Below are 19,478 nucleotides of genomic sequence, written 5' to 3'. Positions count from 1 at the left end.
GGAGTCGGCCATGGAATCGATGCTCGGCAGGGGGATCGCGGTTCTCATCGCGATCTCGTTCGTTCTCAGTCTCGTGTTCGGCTTCCTCGCCGAACTCGTGACCAACATCGTCTGCGGCGCTCGACCACAAGCCGAGAGCATGTTCTCAGGGCTCTGGCTCGCGATCACGGGCGACACCGCGGTGTACGCGGCGCCGGCGGGATGCGCGTTGCCGGTGATCGGCATCCGGATCGTCGACCTCGTCGCCGTGCTCCTCGTCGTCGCCCTCGCGATCCTGGGGCTCATCGCCTACCGGCGCTACAAGGAGTCGGACCAGGCGTTCGTCGCCGACCTGCGATCGCGCATGGGCTTCGCAGAAGCATCCGAGATCCGCCAGTACCTCTCGGGCAAGGCTGTCCTGCGGCGAGCTCGGCAGCTGCGACCCGACATCGCACGCCCCAAGCCGACGGACGTGGGCTGGCGCGTCGGCCGCTCTCGCGGCACCGACGTTTACGTCTCGATCGAGGACTCGGTGGCGCTCGAAGGACCGCCCCGTTCGGGCAAGGGGTATCGCGTGCTGATCTCGGCGATACTCGACTGGTCGGGGCCGTTGATCACCACTTCGACGACGAACGACAACCTCACCGCCACCCTGCGGATGCGCGAGCGCCGCGGGCAGGTGCATGTGTTCGACCCTCAGGGGCTTTCGGGTGTGCGGCATCCGCTCCGCGTCTCGCCCATCGCGGGGTGCGAGGACCCGTTGGTCGCGATGCAGCGCGGCAGCGCAATCGTCACGGGGACAGCGCTCGGGGCGTCGTCGACGAACGGCGAGTGGGCACAGGCATCAGGCGTGGTGCTGGGCCGGCTGCTCCACGCCGCCGCAGTGGGGAACCGTCCGATCGAGGAGCTCTACAACTGGGGCACGAGCCCGGTCCTCGCGCGCAAGTCGGCGGTATCGATCTTGCGCACCGACGGCGCATCGGGCTGGGGAGACAATCTCGAGGCGACGCTGGCCGGCGACGACAAGCTCGTGTCTTCGATCTGGTTCGGCGTACAGGGCGCCGTCGCTCCTCTCGCGGTGCCGAAGATCCGCGACGCCCTCACGCCAAGGCCGGGCAACCCGGAATTCGATCCCGAGGATTTCCTCGCGGGCGCGAACACGCTCTACCTGGTCGGTTCGCGGTCCGGCGCCTCGGCGATGGGCGGATTCCTCGGCGCCCTGCTCGACGACATCGTCGAGGTTGCCCGTCTGCAGGCACTCGCGTCGCCGGGATCACGGCTTCAGCATCCGCTCGGTCTGATCCTCGACGAGATCGCGAACATGTTCCGGTGGGGCAACCTGCCGCAGATCATGGCCGATGGCGGAGGCCGCGGTATCTGCACCTTCGTCGTGCTGCAGGCACTGTCTCAGGCGGAGACGTCATGGTCGCGCGCCGAAGCCGACACCATCTGGGCGGCCGCGACCGCGAAGGTCCTGCTGGGCGGAGCGTCGCACGTCAATCACCTGCGCGACGTCGAGGCACTGCTCGGAACCCGTCAGACCAAGCGCACCCAGCGCTCCTGGTCCACGCGCGAGTCCGGCCACTCGACGAGCGAGCAGCACGAGCGACTCCCGCTGATGTCGGTGGACGAGATCCGACGGATGCCACAGAACGTCGGCCTGCTCGCCTACCGCAACCGTCGAGGCGTGCTGCTGGACCTTGCCGGCTGGGACGCGCGACGCGACGCACGAGAGATCCAGATCGCCAAGCGCGCGACCGAGCAGGACCAGCAGACAGTGTTCACCGAGACCCGCCGGCCCGCACCGCGGCCGGTCGTCGAGCCCGAGCCCGAGCCGGAGGCCGCGCCCGAGGCGGTGAACGAGGAATGAGCAATCGCCGCAAGCCCCGAGCCTCGAACGCCTACCGCTCCGAATTTCTGTCCTCCCCAGCGTGGTTCGCTCGGCGTGCGCGGTGGTTCCGCAAGCAGGAGCGTCTCGGTCGCCCGCTCGCGTGCGCCGGATGCGGGTGGCCGGCCACGCGCGATCAGCTCGAGCTGCACCACCTCGACTACCGCGGCGTGCGGTTCGTCGACGGTTCCTGGCGGGCGTTCGAGCGCCACGATGACCTCGTGCCGATGCATCCCTATTGTCACGGTTTGCTCCACCAGTTGATCGATCGCGACCGGGTGTTGTCGCACCATCGTGGTCGACGGGTCGCGTCGGCGATGGCGCTGGGCATTCTTCGGAGGCGGATGCGCGAGTTCAGGGAAACGTCATGAACGAGCGAGAGCGAACACCTGAGGAAATCCAGGACTCGATCGCACAGCAGCTGTCGGGCCCGCCGATCCTCACGCACCCGACCGAATCGCCGGGCGTGCCGCCGGTCGACTGGCGCCACCTGTCGTCCGACGAGTCACGTGCCGCGTGGACCGCACTGCGCACGTGGGTGGAGTGGTTCACGGTGCGCTACAGCGTGCCGATCAGCGTCGTACCGGCGTGCTGGTGGAAGCACGGCGCGCTCGTCGAGGAACTCTCGGCGCTCCACAACTTCCATCAGGCGTCGTTCGACAAGAACGACTCGGGATACGGACCGCTCGAGTGGCACGAGCGCCTCGCGCAGGCGCAGCCCCGTCTGCAGCGTGCCGGGTCGGGCTGCACCAGTGGGCACTACGAACTGAAGCCGCGGTCGTGGGTCGGAGAGACCGACGAGGCGGAGTGGGACGCGTGGATCGACCAGAACCACGCCGACTGAGGCACCAACCGCCTCCTGAATGGAAGGAAGAAGGATGACAACCAGAATCCCGGTCACCATCGAGGGCAACCTCACCGGCGACCCCGAGTACGGTGCGAGCGACTCCGGCAACGAGTACGCCCGGTTCAGCGTGGCCGTAAACGACCGCCGTCTCAACGAGACGACCGGACGCTGGGAGGATGCGGGCACGGTGTTCCACCGCGTCGTGGTGTTCAACCAGCAGGCCCGCAACGTGGCGACGTCGCTCCGCAAGGGCGACACCGTCATCGTCGGCGGCGACCTCCGGTTCGGTACCTACACCGACAAGGAGTCCGGCCAGACCCGCGAGACGCGCGACATCGTCGCGGACAACGTCGGGGCATCCCTGAAGTACGCGGCCGTGGCCGTCGAGCGCGCCCCAAAAGCTAGCGGCCCTGCAGCGCACAGAGCGCCGTCAGGGCCGTCAGCCGAGCCGGTCTCGTCCACCGGCGTCGGGATCACTCGCTGACCCATCGCAACAGGAGAGCGGCGTGGGAGTCACTGTACTCCCGCGCCGCTCTTCGCGCGCCCCTATCTGTGGGTCAGCGGCCGATCCCACCGCCCGATGCTGGGCCGTTCACCGCACCCATGTCATGGACTGGCCGGGAGCGTTCCGGGCGAGTCCGCTCCGCAGCGTTCCCGGCATGTTGGATAGCTTCCTCGTACTGACGGGTGACCAGCTGGTAGCGGGCGAGCAGACGCTCTCTGGCGTGGTCGAGATCCGTCGTGTCTGCTGCACCTCCGCGCCCGTGCGCTCGCGCCGCAGCATCCGCCGTTCGCTGGTCAATGTCGAGCAGTGTCCGGGCGGCCTGGGAGAGCCACTCCTGCTGCGCCTCGAGCGCTGTGGTCGGCGGAGTGCCAAGATCGCGAGCCGCTCGACCGAGCTCGGTCCGCGCCGCGCGCCTCGAATCGTCGATGCTCACTTCCTGCGAACCGCGCATCATGCTCGCCGCTACTTGGTCCCGCGCGGCGGCGGGTGTTCTCGCGATCGCAATCGCCTCGTTGTGCGCGCGCCCCCGCGTCATCCCGACGTACAGCCCTGACGCGTCTACGCCCGGGCCGACCACCGAGGCATCCGTCGTCTCACCTTGGATTCCGTGCACCGTCGATGCGTACGCGAGATGCATGTGCTCGGCGGCATACTCCAGCGACACGTGGCGGCGGTCCGCACTGTCTCCCAGCGCGACCAGTTCGACGTCCGATCCACCAATGCTCCGGATTGTCCACAGGGCCCGGTTTTCAACATTCGCGTCGCGGTCATTGCGGCGGGTCTGCACGACGTCCCCCTCCAGCAGCCGTTGCTCTCCCTGCCCAATAGCGAGGCGCTCCTCATGCAGCTGTCCCATTTCAACCCGACGCTCCTGGATCGCCTCGTTGATCGCATCGGCTTCCTCGTTCGTGCTCGTGACCAACGCGACTCGCGCGCGGGTCGCCGCCCAGCGAAAGTACGCCTCGACCATAACCTCGCGCGCTTGCGCGGCATCCGCGACTCGATGGATCGATCCCCGCTCGTCGAGTTGACCGGCAACCGCGAGCGCTTCTTCGTGGCTGTCAGGCTCGCGCATGCGGAGCGTCAGTGCGGCGTACTCGGGGTCGCGGAACCGATGCACCGCGGTCAGCTCGACGACGGCTGTCGCGCGCCGCGTCATGCACGCCATGGCGCCGGCATGCCCGACCGGCATCGCCTGCAGGTGGTCACCCACCATCGCGATACCCGCGCCGGTCTCTGCCGCGACGACCGCAAGCGCATTCGCTGTGTGCAGGTCGACCATGCCGGCTTCGTCGACGACGACCCGATCACTCGGCCGCAGAAGGAACCGGCGTGGCCCCGTATATACCGCGCCGGTGCTGGCGTCGGTCTCACCGACTTCGAGCCGCGTCCAGACCTCGCCGCCCCCTTCATCGCGACCCCAGCGCCAGCCGTGATCCGCGAGAAGCGCATGCAGGCTGAGTGCGGTCGCTCCGATCTCGCGGGCCGCCACCGAGGCCGCCTTCTTGGTCGGCGCGACCACCACGAGGTGGCGCCCCTGCCTTTCGAGTGCGGTGCGGGCGACGCGGAGCATCGTCGTCTTGCCGGCGCCCGCCGGCCCCGTCACCGACACGAGGCGATCTGTGCCGGCGATTGCCGCCGCGGCGTCCGACTGGCCTGCGTCGAGCGTGACGTCGTGAGGCAGGGTATCTCGCGAGATGTCGAGGATGTCCTCGTGGTCGACCCGCTCCCCGCCGTGCGTGAGCGTGTCGAAGCGCGCTGCGAGCTCGACTTTCAGCCGCGCCGTCGAGGCAGCCATGTATCCCTTGATGTGACCGGGCCGGTCGCCTTCCTGATCAAGGAGGTCAACGGTGTGCACGAGGCCCCGCGCGACGACGTCATTGATGAGTTCCTGCGTGTTCTCGCGGGGCGCGACGATTCCGGATGCTGCGACAGCCCTCGTCGCGCCGGCTCGCAGGTCGTAGCTGCTGAACCTTCCCCCGCACGCCGTGGATCGCGAGTCGGCATCCACGATCGCGCGGGCGGCGAGCAGGTCGCGGTCCAGGGCCCCGATCGCGGTCGCGCTCGTTCTCGTCGGCTGGCGCGCGATCAGGAGGGCGGGATCGATCGCTCGGAGCTCGTCACGAACGAGCTGTTCCCATTGCTCCTCGTCCACAACGCCCGGCTTGTTCGGGCGGTTCGTCGCCCAAGCCAGTCGATCCATGTGCTGGAGGACGTCGTGGTCGGGTTCCTGACCTGGGTGCTCAGATCGCCAGCCGAGCAGCAGCTTCGCGCGGTTCGCTTCGATCTGGTTGGAGCGGCGCGAGAGCGGACGTACGGCCGATGCGAGCTCGGCGATCTCACCGTCGCCGTTGAGCGAATAGCCATTGCGGGCGAGAGCCTCGAGCCACTGTGGGTCGGTACGCGCGGCCAGCTCACCCTCCGCGTTGACCAAAGTGTGCAGCTTCATCGCAACCCGGGAGTCTACGTTCGACCACTTCCCGTCTTCGCCGAGCACCTTCACGTTCAGCCACAGGTGTCGGTGGATGTGCGGGTCTAGCGCACGCGAGCGGCGGTGCTGCAGCTCGACGACTTCAATGCGGTGAAGGCGCTCCCGGATGCTGCCACCCGAGCCCCGGCGCGCGTTCAACTCGCGGTGCCAGGTCGTCATGATCCGAGTGCGCAGCCGATCCTGAAGCGTCTCGAACTCGGCTGCGAGGTCGTCGTTGATCAGCGCGGCGACGCTGTACGACTTCGGTGCATTGATGGTGCCGTCCAGAATCAGGTCCGCCTGCGGCGACCTCAGCTCGCGCCCGCGTGGGGCGTCGGTGTGTGGATCGTGACCGTCTACCCAACGACGTAGCTCATCGGGATCGAGGGCATCCGCGGCGATGCGGCCTTGCTCGACTGTGTATCGAGTGACGCGCGCACGGCTGCTGTCGGCGTAGGCGGCGAGGGCTTCTACGCCAGTGACGCTCCGGAGGTGCGAGTCGCAGCTTCCCTTGAACGCATACGCCATCGCCTGTCGAACACCCGCCGATTCGACGCCCCTCTTCCACCGTTCGAGGCCCCCGCGCATGGACCCAGAGTACGCCCGATCTGTCTAACTTACGAGGGCTTACACAGAAAGTGCCTGCGTGCATCGTATTTTGTCTTAGTAGTTCTACGCGGCGTGCGTCGTGCTGGTGATCGACGTTCGGTAGTCGGGCCCTCAGCGGGCTCGTTCGCGTCCGGCGCATCTGGGCGCGTTTGCATTCAGCCCTGCGAATCGACTCCGGTTGCGGATGTCGTCGCGATGAGGGACCGTTGTTCGTGCGCGAGGGCATCAGCGTGAGGTTCGCGGCGGTCTGAGCCTGCGCAGAGCATCACGACAGCGTTCAGTCGTCACCCCGACCGTCGATCGCGGCGCAGAGCGTCGCGGCCAGTTCGATCGCGCTCCGCGCATCCTTCGGTGAGACGAAGATTCGCTGGCCGAGCTTGAGCGGTGAGTTGGGAACAGCGCGAAGATACTTGTCATCCACGCGGCCGTCCGCATGAACGTGCGCGTGGCGCGCAGCCCAGAGGCGCTTGAGCGCCGCCCAATCGATACCCGGGACGTCGCGCGGGTCGGTGCCGAGCGGACCGAACAGATCAGCCAGGTCGTCGAGCCGCTGGAAGACGTTACCCCTGCCCTTCAATGACGCGGCGGCATCCGGCACGCGCCGGCGATACTCGGAATCCGCGAATGCCTCCACGGTCCCGACCACACGTCCAAGCGTGTCAACCGCGATCCGGTCATAGACGCCCTGTTCGCGAAGCACAGCTCGCTGCTCCGTAGGAATGTCGTCGAGCGCAGCCAGCTTCACCCGCTCGGCAGCAAAGGCGTCCTCTGCCACGACGGATGCGCTGAGCGCGCCACTGACCGGGCAGAACCGGTGCTCCCCGAAGACGGCGTAGCGCACACCGCACTCGAGACACGTCCGCTCCCGCACGAGTCGCTCTTCGTCGATACCGGGTAGGGGCTGGGGGTAGAACGGCTTCGATCGATAGGTGACTTTCACAAAGCGGTTACTCCTGGTTGACCGTGCCATGGAGCCGAAGCTCTTGCTGAGGGCGTCTGATAGCAACTGCATCGCCGCGTCCTGCGCGACGCGCATCACACGGTCGCGTTGCTGGGCGGTCATGAACTCGCTGTGCCCTTCTCGATGACCGCAGTAAGGGCAGGTCAGATTCAGGTCGTCGGGGAGCGCGTCGTAGTCCTCACCGCGCATGCGAAAGATCTGATGGCAAGCCGGGCACTCGCGCCCGAAGTAGCCATGCTCGTCGTACGGAATCGAGATGCTAAAGCGCTCGTGACCGGAAGAGTCTCGACCTTGGTACGAGGCGCCGTCTGCCGTTCTGAAGCTCACGCAGCGATTCTCGCCCAACCTACCGACGTGACCATGCCCGAACCGCCGGACTCTCGTGGGCGTATGCGGACCGGTCTACGCTCGCTGCTGTGCATCCGGCCGGCCCTCAAGGTGGGTGGGTCCAATCCTAAGGCAGCTCCGCTGCCGTGCGTTGCTTCAGGCATCGCGTCATCGTCTCGAATGCGCTGGACCGCTCGCGGACAGTTCGCCTACCGCCGAGTCATCGCCTGGTCAGATGGGGCCGCCGCGCTGTGATGTCGGCGCTCTCTGGAAGGATCGCAACATGGTCGACGATGGCTGGGGCGAAGGACTCGAAGAGGCGCGCGGTCGGTTCCGGGCGCTTGCGGCAGACCACCCGTCCAAGGTGGTGACCGCGTTCAACGACTTGTTCCACGAGGAGGAGCGTGCGATCGCGCTGCTGGAGCTGTTCGTTACGCCTGAGGCGCGGGAAGATTGGGGTGACTTCTCAATCGCCAGCCAGTTCTTCCTGGACCAGGTGATCGCGGTCTCAACGCGCGCGCTGCGGCCCATCGACGCAATCGACATCGCGTACGTGAAGGTTGTTCCCGACACGGGCGTCTATCTGTCCGAGGTGCCGCGCGATGACGTGCTCGGGTACGTCAACCTGGTGTGGCGGCCGGAACTGCACGGGTGGCGGATTCATTCGATTGGACAGCCGGTGCCGAGCTACATGCTCCCCCGGACCGACGAGGCCGGAACTGCGCCGCGTTATGACACGGACGTGGCGGTCGAGCCCCCTCCCGCTCCTGCGAGCTGAGCACGCCCAATAACGGCGCAACGCGCTGAGCGATGAAGGACCGGCTGACGGGCTCCCCCGTTCGCCGTCGCGCGGGTGACCTCTAGTTGCCGCCGACCTGGAATGCGCCGATCTGTGTGGTGCCGTCGGATTCGTAGACGGGGATGTGGCGGACGACGCCGGCGTTGGCTTCCTGCCAGCGGAGGGCGTCTTCGGGTGATGTGAACGATTCCGCGGCGGTGGTGCCGTTGGCGTCGTTGAGGTCTGTCCGCCAGACGTACCCCGGCTGGTTGTCGGTGGTCATGACCGCGATCAGGTCGGGTTCGCCGTTCTCGTTGATGACCCCGTAGGTGTACCCGTCGGCGTTGACCGCCCACTCGGTCGTCTCCGCCAGCACCCAGGTCGCGGTCATCGACCACACCGCATCCGGACCGGTGACGATGCCGACCTGGTTGCCGGTGACCGCATCGGCCGGGACGACGTACGTGGACGGGTTTGCACTGTCGGACGCGGTGCTGCAGGTGACGGATGCGCCGTCGTCGAACCTGAACGTCCCAGGGGTGAGGCAGGTCAGTGACACCGCGACCCCGGTCGTATCTGCCGGCCGCTCGCCGAGTTCGAGCGCGCCGGTCCCGGTGAAGGTGCCGGAGGTGGTCTCGGCCAGTTCGGTGATCTCGGTTCCGCCGGGGAGGGGGATCAGTCCGGTCGCGGCGGCCGCGGCCGTGCCGCCCAGGACCAGGGTCAGCGTGATCCCGCCGGCGAGGAGCGCGCGGCGCCGCTTCGGCCGGGCGGTGGTGTTCACGTGTTCCACGAGTCGGGCCCGGAACGCGGTCGCGAACTCGGGACTCATCTGGGTGGTGTTCATGTCGCCTCCTTCGAGAGGTACCCGGCAAGGGTGTGGTGCCCCAAACGTTGCTGCAGGTTGTTCCTGATCCGGTGCATCCGCGTCCGCGCCGCCCCCGGCGACACTCCAACCACGACGGCGGCATCCGTGATCGAGTAGCCCTCCGCCGCGACCAGGGCGAACAGCTCCGCATCCGCCCGGCTCAGCGTGCCCATCGCGGCCGCGAGCTCGCCGTCGGCGACAAGCCCGTCGAGGGCGGCATCCTCCGCCGACGGTGCAATGGTGCTGTGCGGCAACGTGTCGAGCAGGGTCCGGTAGCGGCGCTTGGCGCGGTCGAGGTTCCAGCACGTGTTCGTCGTCGTCGCCAGCAGCCACGGCAACGGCGACCCCTCGACCAGCCGCACCTGCCGTCGTCGGCGCCACAACTCGAGGAACGCCACCGCGGACGCATCCTCGGCATCGTGGACGTCCTGCAGGATCCGGTACGCGTGACGGAACACACGGTCGCGGTGCAGATCAAAGATCAGACCGAACGCGCCACCATCACCGGCAGCACCACGCTCCCACAGCGCCCGCTCCGACCGATCCGGCACATCCATACCCTGTACTGTCCACACCCTCCCGATTCGTTACATCCTCCATCACGACGCACAACGCGACATCGCCGACCCGCGTCGCGCGGAGGTCGAGCCCTAGGGCGTGTTGATCAAGAGGTTCCGCTCCTCGGTGGGTGAGTCTTGAACGGTGACGCGACAGGAGATCGTAGAGCGGGTCGCCCTTGAGCCCGCGGTGACCGGTGGTGTCCTGCTGGACGCGGCGACGGCAGACATCGAGCGCATCACCGGCCAGCCGGACCACGTGGAAAGGATCCATGACGGGGACGGCGTCGGGGAGCTCTTCGGCGGCGGCGGTCTTGAAGCCGGCGAACCCGTCCATCGCGACCACCTCGATCCGCTTGCTCCACTCCTTGGGCCGTCCGGCGAGCCACTGCTTGAACACCGCCTTCGAGCGGCCCTCGACCATGTCCAACAGCCGTGCCGGGCCCGTCTTCTCGCGGGCTGGGGTGAGGTCGATGATCACGGTCACGTACTTGTCGCCGAGCCGGGTGTGACGCCAGACATGCTCGTCGACACCGATCGTGGTCACCCCATCGAACCGGGTGGGGTCGTCGATCAGTCGCCGCTTGCCTTCGGCGAGGACGGCGGCGTTCGCGGCGCTCCAGGACACTCCGAGACCGGCGGCGACGCGGGACACGGTGAGATGGTCGACGACGATGCCCCGCAGCGCCCACTCCAGACCACCGCGGGAGATCTTCGTCCTCGGCGTCGCCGCCTTGCTGGTGTCCTGCCGCCATGTGCGCCGGCAGTGCGCGCACCGATACCGGCGCACCCGCACCAGCAGAGTCGTCGGCCGGTGGCCGAACGGCTCGTGCGCGAGCCGGCGCGTCACCGTGTCCCGCGGCGCGCCCTCGGCGCCGCATTTCCGGCACCACGGGTCATCGTCGACGACGCGGCACTCGATCGTCGCCCGACCCGGCTCGAGCAGCTGGCCCACGGCGACCAGCCCGAGCTCGTCGAGGCGGCAGAACGTGGTCAGGTCAGGGGTCGCGAACGTAGGGTGGAGCAAGTCGAGGTCTTTCGGGATGGCAAGCGTGAAGAACTTCCATCATCCGGGAGACCTCGACCCCTACCCGGCCATCGACGCGCTCAACCGACTACACCCTCGTTCGTGAAGAGCCCCTTTTCGGGTGACCTTTCAGACCGCTCGTTGTCCAGTAGATGCGACACGCCATGTCGTCTGAGCGGTCGTCGGACGGGAAGAGGTCTATCCCGTCGATAACGATCGTGGGTGAACCAGCGAATGGGAGTTGCGTAGCCTGATCAGCAGACTCGACGAGGATGGGATTGATGTTGACTCCACCGTGGCTCGTCGCGTCGAGTGCGGCGCGCAGTTCTTCGACCGCCGCTTGCCAGGTCGGGCAGTCGGCAATATGAAGAATGTCGACTTTCATAGTTCACCTCGTCACGTGCGGCCCGCTTGGCGGGTGCTCGATGTAGGGCAGCCTTGTCGATTGCGTTCGGTGGAACAACCGCTCGGCTCGCGGCGCCATGATTGTGTGGTCAGCTGGGTAGCTGCGCGGCGTTGTCGAGTAGCTGAGGGCGGCGACGACCATGACGTTGAGACGCATAGCTGTCTGAATCACCCTGCAATGACGTTTATGTCAGAGCCCGAATGCTCCCCCGCTGATCAAGATGAAGATGCCAAGTCCGATAAGAACAAGCGGGAACAATATGTGCTCCCAATGTTCCAGGATTTCCGCGATCGGACGTCGTGTGGCGATGAACTTGGCCACTATCACCAGAACCGCGACGAGCGCGAGAAAGACCACGCAGTAGGCGACGACGGCGGCAGATCCCACGTTGAGGAAGACGGGGACGTAGACGCCGATGTTGTCCCCACCGTTAGCGAAAGTGACTCCGGCCACGGCCCAGACAGCGACTTTCGTGCCTTCAATCTTGCTTTCGTCGTCATCGTCGTCGTGTCGGCGGCGCCAGGCTCGCCAAGCCGCCCATAGCCCCAGCCCCAGCGGGATGAGCCCGAAGTAGGGAATCACCTCTGGAGGCAGAAACGCCCCAGCGCCGAGGGATACGAGTACGGCGGCGCCGAGAATACCTGCGAACCCCACATACTGACCGACGAGGATCCGAGGTGTCGTTCCCCGTTGCCCGGCGCCGCGGGCGAAGAACAGGGAGAGCACGATGATGTCGTCGATGTTCGTCGCGAGGAACAGCCCGATCGCCTGCAGAACGGAGGAGAAGATCATGCTCGGGTCTTTCCCTGACGGAGGTATAGCAGGAGGCCGAGTCCGACGCCGATGCCGATGATGACGTCGGCGAGGTTACCGATGAAGAGGTTGCCGTAGGCGAGAAAGTCTGTGACGTGACCCACTCCGAATCCGGGTGGAGCAAACAGCCGGTCTAGGAGGTTGCCGACCGCGCCGCCCCAGATTAGCCCGATCACGACGGCCCACCCCGCGGTGCGGGCGCGGGCGGAGGCGATCAGTAGACCCACGGATGCCGCCGCAGCAATAAGGGTGATCAACCAGGTTGAGCCGGATCCGAGGGACATGACGGTGCCGGGATTGAACGCGAGTTGCAGGCCGAGCCAGTCTCCGAGGAGTGGGATGCGGGCTTGTTCGCTGAGCCGTGAAAGGGCGAGTGCTTTGGTGCCTTGGTCGATCAGCACGGCACTGACGGCAACGGCGAACGCGAGCAGAAACAGTCGGGGTCGCACGCGCGCACCAATATGATCGGCGGCATTGACTACGGTACCCCCACTTCCGGGCGCACGGCTGTCAGCGGACCCGGTCATGCTTGCGCGCCGCGCCGCGCGGAGGCCGTTGAGGATGACGATGACTTCCGCGACTTCGTGGACGAGCACCACGGCGGCAAGTCCGAGGATTCCGGTGATCGCCAACGGCAGGAGGACAGCGATGATCGCGATGGACAGTACGACGTTTTGGTTGATGATGTTGCGGCCGCGACGGGCGTGAGCGAGGGCCTGCGGGATGAGGCGCAGGTCGTGGCCTGTGAATGCGACGTCGGCGGACTCGATCGCGGCATCCGCGCCCTTGGCTCCCATCGCGATTCCCAGGTCGGCAGCCGCGAGAGCGGGGGCGTCGTTGATGCCATCCCCGATCATCGCGGTGGGCTGCGACTTCGACAGTTCCGCGACGGCGGTGGCCTTGTCCTCGGGACGCAGTTCGGCGCGCACGTCGCTGATGCCGGCCTGCGCGGCGAGGGCCGCGGCGGTGCGGGCGTTGTCGCCGGTGAGCATCGTCACCCCGATCCCGCGCCGGTTCAATGTCGCTGTGACCTCAGGAACCTCAGGACGCAGCTCGTCCCGCACCCCGATCGCGCCGACTGGCTGGTCGTTGCGGTGGACGATGACAACGGTCATCCCCTCGGACTCCATCGCCTGCACCTCGTCGGCCAGCGTGCCAGCGTCCAGCCAGCGTGGACTCCCTACGGCGAGATGAGCACCGTCGAGCGTGCCGACGATGCCGTGGCCCGCGGTCTCGCCAACGCCGGTAGCGGCCGGAGCGTCGGGAACCGCGTTGGTGATCGCTGCGGCGAGGGGATGCGTGCTGTGACCTTCCAGGCTCGCTGCCCATGCCAGCACATCATCCTTTGTCGCGCCGGTGGTGACGACATGGGTGACCGTGGGCTCATTGCGAGTCAGGGTGCCGGTCTTGTCGACGGCGAGGTGGCGGATGCCACCGAACCGCTCGAACGCGGCACCGGACTTCACGACCACACCGAACTTAGAGGCGGCGCCGATGGCAGATACGACGGTGACCGGGACCGCGATCGCCAGAGCACACGGCGACGCTGCGACCAGCACGACCAGGGCGCGGGTGATCCACAGCTCGGGGTCGCCGCTCAGCAGCGACCCGAGCACGCCGACCAGCACGGCGAGGATCATCACCCCGGGCACGAGGGGTCGGGCGATTCGGTCGGCCAGGCGGGCGCGGTCGCCCTTCTCCGCCTGCGCCTGCTCGACCAGTTCCACAATCGTGGTGAGCGAGTTGTCGGTGCCGGCGGCGGTGGCTTCGACTTCGAGGACACCGGTGGTGTTGATCGACCCGGCCGACACGTCGGTGCCGGGCTCGACCTCGACCGGGATCGACTCGCCTGTGATCGCGGACGTGTCCAGGCTGCTCCGCCCGGCACGCACGATACCATCTGTCGCGATCCGTTCACCAGGCCGGACCGTGAGCACATCGCCGACACGCAGCTCCTTCGCCTCAACCTCCGTTGTGGCGTCGCCGCGCTTGACGAGTGCGGTGTCGGGCACGAGCTTCAACAGCGCCCTTAGCCCTGCGCGGGCGCGGTCCATCGCTTTGTCTTCCAGCGCCTCCGCGATGGAGTACAGGAACGCCAGTGCGGCGGCCTCCTCGACGTAGCCGAGGATCACGGCGCCGGTGGCGCTGATCGTCATCAGGAGCCCGATGCCGAGCTTGCCCTTGGTGAACAGCTTGCGCAGTGCGCCCGGCACGAATGTGTACGCGCCCAGCAGCAGACCGATCCAGAACAGCACCAGGCCCGCGGTCTCCGCGCCGGTCCAGTCGCACACCAGGCCGGCGGCGAACGCGACGCCGGAGGCAATCGGGATCAGAACGCTCGGGCTCCGATACCACGGCCGGTCATCGTCATCGTCGTCGTCGTCGAGGTCGACGTGTTCGACTTGCGAACTCGTGACCGCGCTCATGCCCGAACCTCCCCCGGCACGCAGCCCTCGACCCCGCAGTTTGGGTCCATGCACGGCACGCTCTCGTCGACCGCGAGCGTCACATCAACCAGCGCCGTCAGGGCGCGGGCAAGGTGCGGGTCTGCGACCTCGTAGCGGGTCTGCCGCCCCTCGGGCTCGGCCACCACGATCCCGCACCCCCGTAAACACGTCAGATGGTTCGACACGTTCGAGCGGGAAAGCCCCAGATCGCGAGACAGCACCGCGGGGTAACTCGGGCCGGCCAAAAGCGTCAGGAGGATGCGTGAGCGGGTCGGGTCGGCCATGGCGCGCCCCAGCCGGTTCATTATGTCGAGTCGATCGGCATGAGTCAGCATGCGATGACTATACACTGGACAATGAACTATTTGGGTGGGAGATCGGCCCGTACAGCCGGTCATCGACCGATGAGGCGCGGCGGATCCCGCCTTATCTGAATCCTCGGACGACCATTTCAACGAACCAACGGCGCATGAACAGTAGCGAGAACTGCGCCTATCTAGCTCACCTACGTCGATTGGTCACGAATCATCTGGCTGTTCGAGAGCCTCAAGCGTGGGTCACGGTCGCCTCCTCCTCTTGGATATGAGCTGTTTCTATCTGAAAGGTGGAGTGGAGAACAGAGACCTCGAAGTGGTTGGCGACGCATTCCTTCACCTCCTCCAGCACTCTCGCAGCGTGACCGTCTGAGAAGCACCGATCTTCAACGACCACGTGAGCGCTGATGGTGGGCAGCCCGGTTGCGACGATGGAAGCGTGCAGATCATGGACGTCTTTGACGTGGTCGAGCTTGAGAATGTGGGCACGAACTTGGTCGAGGTCTAAGCCGGGAGGCGTGAATTCCATTAGAACGCTAGTGGTCTCGCGTAGGAGCTTGAAGGCGCGCGGCACGATGAGCGCGGCGATCAACAAGCCGGCGATCGCGTCAGCCTGCATGAAACCTGTGGTTGCGATCACAATCGCTGCCGTAATGACGCCAAGCGATCCCAGTGCATCGTTGAGTACTTCAAGGAACGCGGCGCGCATGTTGAAGTTTGCTTCGCGAGTTGAGGACAGAAGGACTATTGCGGCGATGTTGGCTGTGAGGCCGATGATGCCGAACACCAGGAGCTCGGTTCCCGGCACCTCGGGCGGTTCGAACAAGCGGCGAATTCCCTCGATCGCGGTGTAGGCGCCAACGAGGAGGAGCAGGGTCGCTTGCCCCATTGCGGCGATGACCTCGATGCGACGGAAACCCCACGTGCGCTTCGCGCTGGCCGGCCGCAATACGAGGGTTGCAGCGATCAGGGCAACCAGGAGGCCAGAAGCGTCCGTGATCGCATGTGCGGTGTCGGTGAGTAGCGCGAGACTGCCCGTGACAATTGATCCGATTGCTTGGGCGACGACAATTATCCCGGTAAGGCCAAAAGCGATCCAAAGCCTCTTGCGGTGGTCCCCCGGTTGGCCTGCGGCGCCCGGGGTGGAACCGTGATTGTGCCCAGCGCCCATTAGCGGATCTCCGTTCTCTCCTTGTGGGCAAGGTGGGGGTCACGCAGGTGTGTGTGCAGTTGGGCGTGGGTTCCGGTGGCGCTGAGGAGCGATTGAGCCGCGTTGATGAGCGCGGCGGTTGCGTTTGGCTCGGTCAGCGAATACCACGAGGAGCGACCTTCCGGACGGACCGTAATCAGGCGACAGTCGAGCAAGAAGCTCAGGTGTTTACTCACGGTGGACTGTGCAAGACCGATGTGCTCAACCAGATCTCGTACTCGATGCTCGCCGGAGGCGAGGTGCTGTAGGACCGCCAATCGGGTTGGGTCCCCGAGTGCGTCGAACAGGTGGGCATACACTTCGGTGGCACCTTCATCCAGCGGGGATCCAACCGCGACCTTCATCGTCATAATGCGATGATATCGTTTTTTGGACAACGCATCTATGCCAACGTCATCTGACGAATGTGTGGGAGGGCGCCGAGGCGACAGCCGCCATGACGCGTAGCCCTCTTCGAGCTACTACGGCGGACCTCATGCGCCTGTTTTTCGTGCAAGGCGGGGAGCGTCGTGGGATCGACCGCGAGAATAAGCCTGTCTACTGCGGTCACCGAGCGTCCCCCTTGTTTTCGGCACACCGAAAAATTAGCCTTCTTGGGTGCCGACTCCCTTTTGGCCGGGATCTCGGAGCTCCCGCGCGGCGCGTCGCGTGTCCACGAACCGCAGGGCTTGGCTGATAGGTCCGGCGATTGTCGCTGGAGTGGCCTACCTTGACCCGGGCAACGTGGCGAGCAATATGACGGCGGGCGCTCGGTACGGCTACCTGCTCGTGTGGGTCATTGTGCTCGCCAATGTCATGGCTTGGCTTATTCAATACCTGTCGGCGAAACTCGGTATCGTCACAGGGCGGAGCCTCCCAGAAACCATGGGCGACCGTATTCACAACTCCTGGGCGCGTCGGGCGTACTGGTTCCAGGCCGAGCTCGTCGCAATGGCGACCGACATCGCCGAGGTCATAGGTGGAGCGGTTGCGCTGTACTTGCTATTTGACATCCCGCTTTTGTGGGGTGGGATCATTACCGGAGGCGTCTCGCTCACTTTGCTCCTCGTGCAGTCGCGCGGCGGGGCGAGGCCGTTCGAGTTTGCCGTGATCGTTCTTACGGTCATCATCGCGATCGGCTTTACCTACGGCGTGTTCGTCGGAGCGCCTGACCCGGCCCGGGTGGTCGGCGGACTACTTCCGCGTTTCGACAGCACTGGCTCCGTGCTCCTGGCTGCATCGATCCTCGGTGCGACAATCATGCCGCACGCAATCTATGCGCACGGCGCCCTCGCGCGTGATCGGTTCACGCCGCCTGCGCCAAAGAACCTGGCGACAGCGGGTGCCATACCGCGAGGCGTCATGCTCGATGACGTTCGCGGGATCTCGACATCCCGTCTACTGCGCGCGACGCGCTGGGACGTCACGCTCGCGATGCTGATCGCCGGCACCGTCAACCTCTGCATCCTTCTACTGGCTGCAGCCAATCTCGCTGGAATGCCCGGCACGGACACCCTCGAGGGTGCATACTCGGCTCTCTACGACGACATTGGTCCTGTCGTCGCGACCCTTTTCGCCATCGGACTACTCGCCAGCGGTCTGGCGAGTACGTCAGTCGGAGCGTATGCGGGTGCGGAGATCATGCGAGGCTTGCTGCGCCTCCGCGTACCGTTGCTCGCGCGTCGGCTGGTGACGCTTGTGCCCGCGCTTGTTCTTCTTGGGTTCGGCGTCGATCCTACTCTCGCGCTCGTGCTGAGCCAGGTGTTGCTTTCGTTCGGCATCCCGTTTGCGCTTGTGCCGTTGATCGTGGTTACGGCAAAGTTTGAGGTGCTCGGCCCCTTCCGCAACCATGTAGCGACGACGGTAGCGGGAATCGCCGCAGCCGTCTTTCTCATCATCCTTAACGGTGTCCTGGTATGGCTCGTGCTCACCGGGGCGTGAGTGTCTGTGACCGCTTGTTCTGAGACCAGGGTGACGGTCTGATTCCGACCTACCTGGAGATTTGGCCTGCTCGCCGAGGGCGGGGAGGGCGGTGGTCGGGATGGGGAACAGGGTCGAGGCTATTCGCGAACATTCGCCGTGACGCGCGAGCGAGGAGCTCAGTATCTGAGCACTCGCCCGCCGCTACGGTGCGCCGGGGCACGGTACGGCAGGCCTTGGTGTCTGCGTCCCGACAAGCTTCCTCCTGGTTACCCTCGACCACCATCTGAATCGGCCTGACTTTCGTTCCGTTCTTCAAGCAAGGATGGAACTCGATGAACAGGAAGTACTCGCCGGAGATGCGTGAGCGGGCGTTGCGGATGCTCGCGGAGACGCGGCCGTCGCACCGGACGATGATGAGCGCGGTCCGTCACGTGGCCGGTCTGCTCGGGATGAGCCCCGAGACGCTGCGCCTCTGGCAGCGTCGCTACGAGGTCGACGCCGGCGTGAAGCCCGGGCTCACGACCGATGCGGCGGCGGAGATCAAGCGGCTGCAGAAGGAGAACGCCGAGCTGCGGAAGGCGAATGAGATCCTCAAGGCTGCGAGCGTGTTTTTCGCGAAGGAGCTCGACCGCCCCTGACCGAGATGATCCGGTTCATTGACGAGTACCGGGATCGTTTCGGGGTCGAGCTCATCTGCCAGGTCCTCCGACCGGCAGTTCAAGGGTTTCTCACCTCCCGCGGCTATCGCGCCGCCGTCGGTCGTGCGCCGTCAGCGCGGCAGTTGAAGGACGAGCTGCTCGTCCCGGAGGTCGCGAGGCTGCATGCGGAGAACTACCGCGTCTATGGGCGCCGGAAGATGCATGCGCTGATGCGTCGACAGGGGTGGGAGATCGGTCGTGACCAGACCGAGCGGCTCATGCGCCTCGCTGGGGTGCGCGGCGTCCGTAAGTCGAAGCGGGTGTTCACGACCCGCCCCGACAAGACGACCGCGCTGCCGAGCGATCTCGTGAACCGTCGCTTCACCGCGCAAGCGCCCCGTCGGCTCTGGGTCTGCGACGTCACCTACGTCGCGACCTGGAGTGGTTTCGCCTATGTCGCGTTCGTCACCGACGTGTACTCGAGGCGCATCGTCGGCTGGAACGTCGCGGCGACGTTGCGCTCGGAGATTCTGCCGATGCAGGCCCTCGACATGGCCGCTTGGAACGTCGGCGGCCGCCTCGACGGCCTCATCCATCACGCGGACCACGGGTCGAACTACACCGCGATGATCTACACGGAGCGGATCGTCGAGCTCGGCGCCGTGCCGTCGACGGGCACCGTTGGCGATTCGTTCGACAACGCGATGGCCGAGGCGGTGAACAACCTCTACAAGACCGAGCTGATCCGCCAGGGTGGGCCGTGGCGGACGGTCGAGCAGGTCGAGCTCGCGACGCTCGAGTGGGTGTGGTGGTGGAACAACTCCCGGCTCCACGGCGAGCTCGACATGCGCACTCCCGTCGAGGTCGAGAAGGCGTACTACGCTGACCAAGAATTAGGCCAGCCGGCACCTGCTGGACAAGGCTCCCGATAGGAA

At 66.0% G+C, this 19,478-nt stretch carries 17 protein-coding genes, 2 pseudogenes and 1 other annotated feature; of the genes and pseudogenes, 7 read left to right on the top strand and 12 right to left on the bottom strand.

What is annotated here, in order from left to right:
- Positions 1–10 precede the first annotated feature (10 nt).
- Genes T9R20_RS03505 through T9R20_RS03490 form a run of 4 tightly spaced genes read left to right on the top strand, consistent with a single transcriptional unit; the run spans position 11 to position 3,198 of the window.
- On the top strand, positions 11–1,849 hold the full coding sequence (locus T9R20_RS03505; RefSeq protein ID WP_322411158.1) for a type IV secretory system conjugative DNA transfer family protein: 1,839 nt from the start codon (positions 11–13) through the stop codon (positions 1,847–1,849).
- Entirely contained in the window at positions 1,846–2,238 is a 393-nt protein-coding gene (locus tag T9R20_RS03500) for a hypothetical protein (RefSeq protein WP_322411157.1), read from the top strand. The genes T9R20_RS03505 and T9R20_RS03500 overlap by 4 nt, the downstream gene beginning before the upstream one ends.
- A complete protein-coding gene (locus T9R20_RS03495) occupies positions 2,235–2,711 on the top strand; it encodes a hypothetical protein (RefSeq protein WP_322411156.1) in 477 nt (158 codons plus the stop codon). The genes T9R20_RS03500 and T9R20_RS03495 overlap by 4 nt, the downstream gene beginning before the upstream one ends.
- 34 nt (positions 2,712–2,745) lie before the next feature.
- On the top strand, positions 2,746–3,198 hold the full coding sequence (locus T9R20_RS03490) for a single-stranded DNA-binding protein (protein WP_322411155.1): 453 nt from the start codon (positions 2,746–2,748) through the stop codon (positions 3,196–3,198).
- Positions 3,199–3,271: 73 nt separating this feature from the next.
- Here the strand turns inward: T9R20_RS03490 and T9R20_RS03485 are convergent, their stop codons facing one another.
- Positions 3,272–6,277, bottom strand: coding sequence for an AAA family ATPase (locus T9R20_RS03485; RefSeq protein WP_322411154.1), 3,006 nt, complete (start codon positions 6,275–6,277; stop codon positions 3,272–3,274).
- 298 nt (positions 6,278–6,575) lie between these two features.
- Complete coding sequence (locus T9R20_RS03480; protein WP_248242390.1) at positions 6,576–7,586, bottom strand: hypothetical protein; 1,011 nt, start codon at positions 7,584–7,586, stop codon at positions 6,576–6,578.
- Between the two features lie 283 nt (positions 7,587–7,869).
- Between T9R20_RS03480 and T9R20_RS03475 the strand changes: the two genes are divergently transcribed.
- Positions 7,870–8,364: a hypothetical protein gene (locus T9R20_RS03475; RefSeq protein ID WP_248242389.1), complete on the top strand. Its 495-nt coding sequence runs from the start codon at positions 7,870–7,872 to the stop codon at positions 8,362–8,364.
- Positions 8,365–8,446: 82 nt separating this feature from the next.
- Here T9R20_RS03475 and T9R20_RS03470 read toward each other — a convergent pair whose 3' ends face one another.
- The 10 genes and pseudogenes from T9R20_RS03470 to T9R20_RS03425 form a co-directional block, all read right to left on the bottom strand.
- Complete coding sequence (locus tag T9R20_RS03470) at positions 8,447–9,208, bottom strand: hypothetical protein (RefSeq protein WP_248242388.1); 762 nt, start codon at positions 9,206–9,208, stop codon at positions 8,447–8,449.
- Positions 9,205–9,780: an RNA polymerase sigma factor gene (locus T9R20_RS03465; protein WP_322411153.1), complete on the bottom strand. Its 576-nt coding sequence runs from the start codon at positions 9,778–9,780 to the stop codon at positions 9,205–9,207. The genes T9R20_RS03470 and T9R20_RS03465 overlap by 4 nt, the downstream gene beginning before the upstream one ends.
- 115 nt (positions 9,781–9,895) lie before the next feature.
- Positions 9,896–10,813 (bottom strand): annotated as a pseudogene (locus T9R20_RS03460) (ISL3 family transposase); the annotation flags it as partial.
- 88 nt (positions 10,814–10,901) lie between these two features.
- Complete coding sequence (locus T9R20_RS03455; RefSeq protein WP_248242386.1) at positions 10,902–11,198, bottom strand: hypothetical protein; 297 nt, start codon at positions 11,196–11,198, stop codon at positions 10,902–10,904.
- A gap of 210 nt (positions 11,199–11,408) precedes the next feature.
- Positions 11,409–12,011, bottom strand: a complete 603-nt coding sequence (locus tag T9R20_RS03450) for a cadmium resistance transporter (protein ID WP_322411152.1) — start codon at positions 12,009–12,011, stop codon at positions 11,409–11,411.
- Complete coding sequence (locus T9R20_RS03445; RefSeq protein ID WP_322412095.1) at positions 12,008–12,559, bottom strand: signal peptidase II; 552 nt, start codon at positions 12,557–12,559, stop codon at positions 12,008–12,010. The genes T9R20_RS03450 and T9R20_RS03445 overlap by 4 nt, the downstream gene beginning before the upstream one ends.
- A pseudogene (locus tag T9R20_RS03440) lies at positions 12,560–14,458 on the bottom strand (heavy metal translocating P-type ATPase); the annotation flags it as partial.
- Complete coding sequence (gene cmtR, locus T9R20_RS03435; protein WP_039711340.1) at positions 14,455–14,814, bottom strand: Cd(II)/Pb(II)-sensing metalloregulatory transcriptional regulator CmtR; 360 nt, start codon at positions 14,812–14,814, stop codon at positions 14,455–14,457. The pseudogene T9R20_RS03440 and the gene cmtR, both read right to left, overlap by 4 nt.
- A gap of 211 nt (positions 14,815–15,025) precedes the next feature.
- The gene (locus T9R20_RS03430; RefSeq protein ID WP_039711339.1) at positions 15,026–15,964 is read right to left on the bottom strand and encodes a cation diffusion facilitator family transporter; all 939 of its coding nucleotides are present in this window, start codon (positions 15,962–15,964) and stop codon (positions 15,026–15,028) included.
- A complete protein-coding gene (locus T9R20_RS03425) occupies positions 15,964–16,353 on the bottom strand; it encodes an ArsR/SmtB family transcription factor (protein ID WP_179561446.1) in 390 nt (129 codons plus the stop codon). The genes T9R20_RS03430 and T9R20_RS03425 overlap by 1 nt, the downstream gene beginning before the upstream one ends.
- A gap of 298 nt (positions 16,354–16,651) precedes the next feature.
- On the opposite strand from T9R20_RS03425, the gene T9R20_RS03420 reads away from it, so the two are divergent.
- Positions 16,652–17,923, top strand: coding sequence for an Nramp family divalent metal transporter (locus T9R20_RS03420; protein WP_039711342.1), 1,272 nt, complete (start codon positions 16,652–16,654; stop codon positions 17,921–17,923).
- A 314-nt stretch (positions 17,924–18,237) separates the two neighbouring features.
- Positions 18,238–19,475 (top strand): IS3 family transposase gene (locus T9R20_RS03415; RefSeq protein WP_416182937.1). Its coding sequence is split into 2 segments (ribosomal slippage): positions 18,238–18,523 and positions 18,523–19,475, totalling 1,239 coding nucleotides; the frame shifts between segments, so codons are not numbered across the junction.
- Positions 18,510–18,613, top strand: a sequence feature (AL1L pseudoknot). (Overlaps the previous gene by 104 nt.)
- Positions 19,476–19,478: the final 3 nt, after the last annotated feature.

Origin of the sequence: Microbacterium invictum, from assembly GCF_034421375.1 — a bacterium.
In the GTDB taxonomy this organism is placed as follows: Bacteria; Actinomycetota; Actinomycetes; order Actinomycetales; family Microbacteriaceae; genus Microbacterium; species Microbacterium invictum_A.
The sequence above is the reverse complement of the archived record's forward strand: the minus strand, read 5'-3'. Positions and strand labels throughout refer to the sequence as shown.

What these genes read in the sequence shown, in the direction of transcription:
- T9R20_RS03505 (WP_322411158.1), top strand. Translation starts at nt 11, where the DNA reads ATGGAATCGATGCTCGGCAGGGGGATCGCGGTTCTCATCGCGATCTCG.
- T9R20_RS03500 (WP_322411157.1), top strand. Translation starts at nt 1,846, where the DNA reads ATGAGCAATCGCCGCAAGCCCCGAGCCTCGAACGCCTACCGCTCCGAA.
- T9R20_RS03495 (WP_322411156.1), top strand. Translation starts at nt 2,235, where the DNA reads ATGAACGAGCGAGAGCGAACACCTGAGGAAATCCAGGACTCGATCGCA.
- T9R20_RS03490 (WP_322411155.1), top strand. Translation starts at nt 2,746, where the DNA reads ATGACAACCAGAATCCCGGTCACCATCGAGGGCAACCTCACCGGCGAC.
- T9R20_RS03485 (WP_322411154.1), bottom strand. Translation starts at nt 6,277, where the DNA reads ATGCGCGGGGGCCTCGAACGGTGGAAGAGGGGCGTCGAATCGGCGGGT.
- T9R20_RS03475 (WP_248242389.1), top strand. Translation starts at nt 7,870, where the DNA reads ATGGTCGACGATGGCTGGGGCGAAGGACTCGAAGAGGCGCGCGGTCGG.
- T9R20_RS03470 (WP_248242388.1), bottom strand. Translation starts at nt 9,208, where the DNA reads ATGAACACCACCCAGATGAGTCCCGAGTTCGCGACCGCGTTCCGGGCC.
- T9R20_RS03455 (WP_248242386.1), bottom strand. Translation starts at nt 11,198, where the DNA reads ATGAAAGTCGACATTCTTCATATTGCCGACTGCCCGACCTGGCAAGCG.
- T9R20_RS03450 (WP_322411152.1), bottom strand. Translation starts at nt 12,011, where the DNA reads ATGATCTTCTCCTCCGTTCTGCAGGCGATCGGGCTGTTCCTCGCGACG.
- T9R20_RS03445 (WP_322412095.1), bottom strand. Translation starts at nt 12,559, where the DNA reads ATGACCGGGTCCGCTGACAGCCGTGCGCCCGGAAGTGGGGGTACCGTA.
- cmtR (WP_039711340.1), bottom strand. Translation starts at nt 14,814, where the DNA reads ATGCTGACTCATGCCGATCGACTCGACATAATGAACCGGCTGGGGCGC.
- T9R20_RS03430 (WP_039711339.1), bottom strand. Translation starts at nt 15,964, where the DNA reads ATGGGCGCTGGGCACAATCACGGTTCCACCCCGGGCGCCGCAGGCCAA.
- T9R20_RS03425 (WP_179561446.1), bottom strand. Translation starts at nt 16,353, where the DNA reads ATGACGATGAAGGTCGCGGTTGGATCCCCGCTGGATGAAGGTGCCACC.